The following is a 4,651-nucleotide window of genomic DNA, read 5'->3' as shown; positions in this document are numbered from 1 at the left end:
GAGGTGCGCGCATGACCGGACCACCACCGTCGACAAGCAACGGAAATACTGCTGTAACCCGCCGGTCGTAGCGTGGCGCGGGTGAGTACCCGAACACTGATCGCCGGGTGTGCGATCGTCACCGTCGACGCGCAGCGCCGCGAACTACGCGACGGCTGGGTACTTATCGACGGCACCACCATCTCGGCTGTCGGCACCGACCCGGACGATCCGATGGTCACAGGGCTCGGCGACGACGTGATCCGCGTCGACGGCAGCGGCTGCGTCCTCACGCCCGGCCTGGTCAACACCCACCATCATCTGTATCAGTGGATCACCCGCGGACTGGCCGCCGACCATACCCTGTTCGAGTGGCTCACCACCCTGTATCCCGTGTGGGCGGGTATCGACGAACAGGCCGTCAACGTGGCGGCCGTCGGCGGGCTCACGCATCTGATGCTGTCGGGATGCACCACCACGACCGACCACCATTACGTCTTCCCCAAGGAGGGCGGCGATCTGCTGGCCGCGGAGATCCTGGCCGCGCAGACCGTCGGGGTGCGCTTTCATCCGACCCGCGGGTCGATGGACCTGTCGGAGAAGGACGGTGGCCTGCCGCCGGATTCGGTGGTCCAGACCATCGACGAGATCCTCACCGCCAGTACCGATGCCGTGGACCGCTGGCATGATCCGGCCACGGACTCGATGCTGCGCATCGCCCTCGCCCCGTGTTCGCCGTTCTCGGTGACCACCGACCTGCTGCGTGAATCCTCCACGCTGGCAAGGCACCTCGGCATCCGGATGCATACGCACCTGGCCGAATCCCCCGACGAGAACACCTATTGCGCCGAGCATTTCAATGCCACGCCGCTCGAATACATGGAGTCGGTGGGCTGGGTGGGTAATGACGTCTGGTTCGCACACGGAATCGAGTTCTCCGACAACGAGATCGGCCGCCTCGCGGCCACTTCGACCGGCGTCGCACACTGCCCCACTTCGAATGCGCGCCTGGGCAATCGAATCTGCCGCACCAAGGAACTCGTGGCCGCCGGCGTGCCCGTCGGGCTCGGGGTTGACGGCGCCGCATCGAACGAGTCGTGCCGCCTGCTGGAGGAAGCCCACCAGGCAGTGCTGATGGCCCGCGCAAAGGGCGGGCCCACCGCGCTCACCACGCGCACGGCCATCGAACTCGCCACCATCGGCGGCGCGCGAGTGCTGGGCCGGGACAACGAGATCGGCTCCGTCGAGCCCGGTAAGCTCGCCGATCTGGTGCTGTGGGATCTGGACACCGTCGCACACAGCGACATCGACGATCCGGTGGCGGCGCTGGTCCTCGGCGCCCAGCCGCCGATCCGCGGCTCGTGGATCAACGGGCGACGGGTCGTCGACGAAGCGGGGATACTGACGGTCGACGCCGCGACAGTGGCCGACAAGACCCGAGCCGAACATCGCAGGCTCCTGGACAAGGCTGGCCGCTGATGGACCTCAACACCATCACCGGATACCGCTTCGCCCGCACTCGTGACGACCTGCGACTGGCACCCGGCGAGACGATCGTGGCGGGTGGCACGTGGTTCTTCAGCGAACCCCAGGTGGACTCGACAGGTGTCGTCGACATCTCCGGAATCGATTGGCCCGCATTCGAAGATCTTCCCGACGGCGGACTGCGGGTGGCCGCCACCGCCACCATTTCCTCGCTCGCGACGCTCCCGCTGCGCCCGGAATGGCCCGCGCAGCGCTTGTTCGCCCAATGCGCCGACGCCCTCCTCGCCTCGTTCAAGATCCAGCATGTGGCCACCGTCGGCGGCAACGTCTGCCGGTCGTTCGCTGCGGCGTCGATGGTGTCGCTGATGGCCGGCCTCGACGCGGTGGCCCACATCTGGTGTCCGGACGGCACCGACCGCCGCGAGCCGGTCGAAACATTCGTCACGGGCCAGGGCACCAACACCCTCGCCCCCGGTGAGGTGTTGCGCGCCATGGACATTCCCGCCCGCGCCTTGAATGCACGATCCGGTTTCCGCAAGATCGCGCTCGCCGAACTAGGTCGCTCGGGTGCCGTCGTCACCGGCCGCCTCGACACCGACGGACAATTCGTCACCGGCATCACAGCATCCACCCTGTGGCCCACGGTCCTGCGCTACCCCACCCTCCCCGACGCCGAAACCCTGCGCCGCGACATCGAATCCGCCGACGGCTACTACACCGACCCCCTCGGCTCGGAAGACTGGCGCCGCGCCGTCAGTGCCGTTCTCGCCGAACAGATCCGAACCGAGCTCACCGATGTCTGACCACAGAGCACCGGCGACCACCCATCTTGATCCCCCAAATCACCTCCAAACTCAGCACAAGGTCAAACCACACAGCCCACACCCGACCACCCATCTTGATCCCCCAAATCACCTCCAAACTCAGCACAAGGTCAAACCACACAGCCCACACCCGACCACCCATCTTGATCCCCGAGGCCGAAGCGAGGCACGAGCGAGGGTCACGAGGGGTCCGGCGACCCGCGCGCCACGACTCAGCCACATCTACCGGTTCGGACGCACCCGATGAAGTTCCATATCAACGATCAGCCCGTCGAAGCCGACCCGGCCCCCGGCCAGTGTCTGCGAACCTTCCTGCGGGACAGTGGGCATTTCGAGGTGAAGAAGGGCTGCGACGCCGGCGACTGCGGCGCATGCTCGGTGCTCGTCGACGGAAACCCCGTGCATTCGTGCATCTTTCCGGCACAGCGTATCGATGGGCACACGGTCACAACAGTTTCCGGACTGGGCACCCCCGATGACCTGCATCCGGTGCAGCAGGCGTTCGTCGACAATTTCGGTTTCCAATGCGGATTCTGCACGGCCGGAATGATTGTCACCGCCTCGACACTTCAGCCCGACGACATCGAGAACCTGCCCCGCAAGATGAAGGGCAACCTGTGCCGGTGCACCGGCTACCGCGCGATTCGCACCTCGATCAGCAATGCGGTGACCGGACAACCTGATTCGTGCGGTTACGCGTGCGCGCCGACGGTCATCAATCCCACGGGCGGTGAAGTTGCCGACGGCGACACCGCACGCCTATGCCCGCCCGCACGGGTGCCCGTTCCGCAGAACTGGGCACCGGTACCCGGCACCGTCGGCACATCGGTGAATCCGCCGGCCGCCCGCAGGGTGGTCACCGGCACCGAGCCCTACACCTTCGACGTCGATCCCGGTTCGTTCGGCGCGCCGATGCACATCGTCCGCGTCGCGACGTCGCCGCACGCACACGCCCGCATCCTGTCGATCGATACCTCTACCGCCGAGGCGATGGACGGCGTCGTCGCCGTGTTCACCCACGAGAATGTCTCCACCAGAAGGTTTTCCACCGGACGCCACGAGTTCCGGACCGACGACCCCGACGACAGTCTGATCTTCGACCCGGTAGTCCGGTTCATCGGGCAGCGGGTGGCGGCCGTCGTCGCCACCACCGCCGCGATCGCAGAGGCAGCCTGCCGCGCCATCGAGGTGACGTACGCCCCCTTGGCCGCGGTGTTCGACCCCGAGCAGGCGCGCACCCCCGGCGCCCCGCTCATCCACCCCGACCGAACGCCCGACGATCGGGTCGCCGAGGCACACCGCAACGTGATCGCCTCCTTCCATGAGGGTTTCGGCGGCGACCCCGATGAAGCACTCGCCGCCTCGCACACCACGGTGTCGGGCACCTGGAGCACGGCGCGGGTCACGCACGGACAACTCGAAACCCACGGCAGCATAGGATATCTCGACGAGAACGGGCGACTGGTCATCCGCACCAGTACCCAAGTGCCGTTCCTGGTCCGCGACGAACTCTCATTGCTCTTCGAATTACCCAAGGAGAAGATCCGGGTATTCAGCGCCCGCGTCGGCGGCGGATTCGGCGGCAAACAGGAGTTGCTCACCGAAGACCTTGTCGCACTGGCAGTTCTGCGGACCGGGGTGCCGTGCGCCTACGAGATGACCCGCACCGACGAGATGACCCGCACCACCTGGCGCCACCCGTTCCGCGTGAAAGTCGATCTCGGCGCCGACGCCGACGGCACGCTCACCGCGATGAAGGTGGACGTCCTCTCCGACACCGGCGCCTACGGCAATCACGCGATCGGGGTGATGTTCCATTCGTGCGCCGAGTCGGTGTCGGTGTACACCTGCCCGGTCAAACGGGTCGACGCCGAGGTCGTCTACACCAACAATCCCCCGTCGGGCGCGTTCCGCGGATACGGCCTGGGTCAGGTGATCTTCGGGATCGAAAGCGCCATGGACGAATTGGCCCTGAAACTCGGCATCAACCCGTTCGAACTGCGCCGCCACAACGCCGTCGCCGACGGCGATCCGTTGCTGGTGGCGGAAACCGAACCCGAACACGATCTGGTGTGGGGCAGTTACGGTCTCGACCAATGCCTGGACATGGCACAGGAGGCCCTCGAACGCGGCAACGGGGTGACCGCACCCGACGGACCATCGTGGCGGGTCGGTGAGGGCATGGCCGTGGCTACCATCGCGACGATGGCACCGCGTGGGCACTTCTCCACGGTCACCGCATCCGTCGACGCATCGGGTACCTATCGGATAGGGGTGGGCACCTGCGAGTTCGGCAACGGCACCACCACAGTGCACACCCAGATCGCCGCGTCCACCCTGAACACCGGACCAGATCGCATCGT

General features: G+C 66.4%; 3 protein-coding genes. All 3 read left to right on the top strand.

What is annotated here, in order from left to right; genetic code table 11:
* Nucleotides 1-81 precede the first annotated feature (81 nt).
* Nucleotides 82-1,458 carry an 8-oxoguanine deaminase gene (locus KDB67_RS10865; protein WP_291015666.1) on the top strand — a complete coding sequence of 459 codons (1,377 nt, stop codon included), beginning with the start codon at nucleotides 82-84 and terminating at the stop codon, nucleotides 1,456-1,458.
* Nucleotides 1,458-2,267 carry an FAD binding domain-containing protein gene (locus tag KDB67_RS10860; RefSeq protein ID WP_291015665.1) on the top strand — a complete coding sequence of 270 codons (810 nt, stop codon included), beginning with the start codon at nucleotides 1,458-1,460 and terminating at the stop codon, nucleotides 2,265-2,267. The genes KDB67_RS10865 and KDB67_RS10860 overlap by 1 nt, the downstream gene beginning before the upstream one ends.
* A gap of 264 nt (nucleotides 2,268-2,531) precedes the next feature.
* On the top strand, nucleotides 2,532-4,651 hold a 2,120-nt coding region (locus KDB67_RS10855), incomplete at its 3' end, for a molybdopterin cofactor-binding domain-containing protein (protein WP_291015663.1).

The sequence above is a fragment of the Gordonia sp. (in: high G+C Gram-positive bacteria) genome, from assembly GCF_020438995.1.
Taxonomy (GTDB): Bacteria; Actinomycetota; Actinomycetes; order Mycobacteriales; family Mycobacteriaceae; genus Gordonia.
The sequence above is the reverse complement of the archived record's forward strand: the minus strand, read 5'-3'. Positions and strand labels throughout refer to the sequence as shown.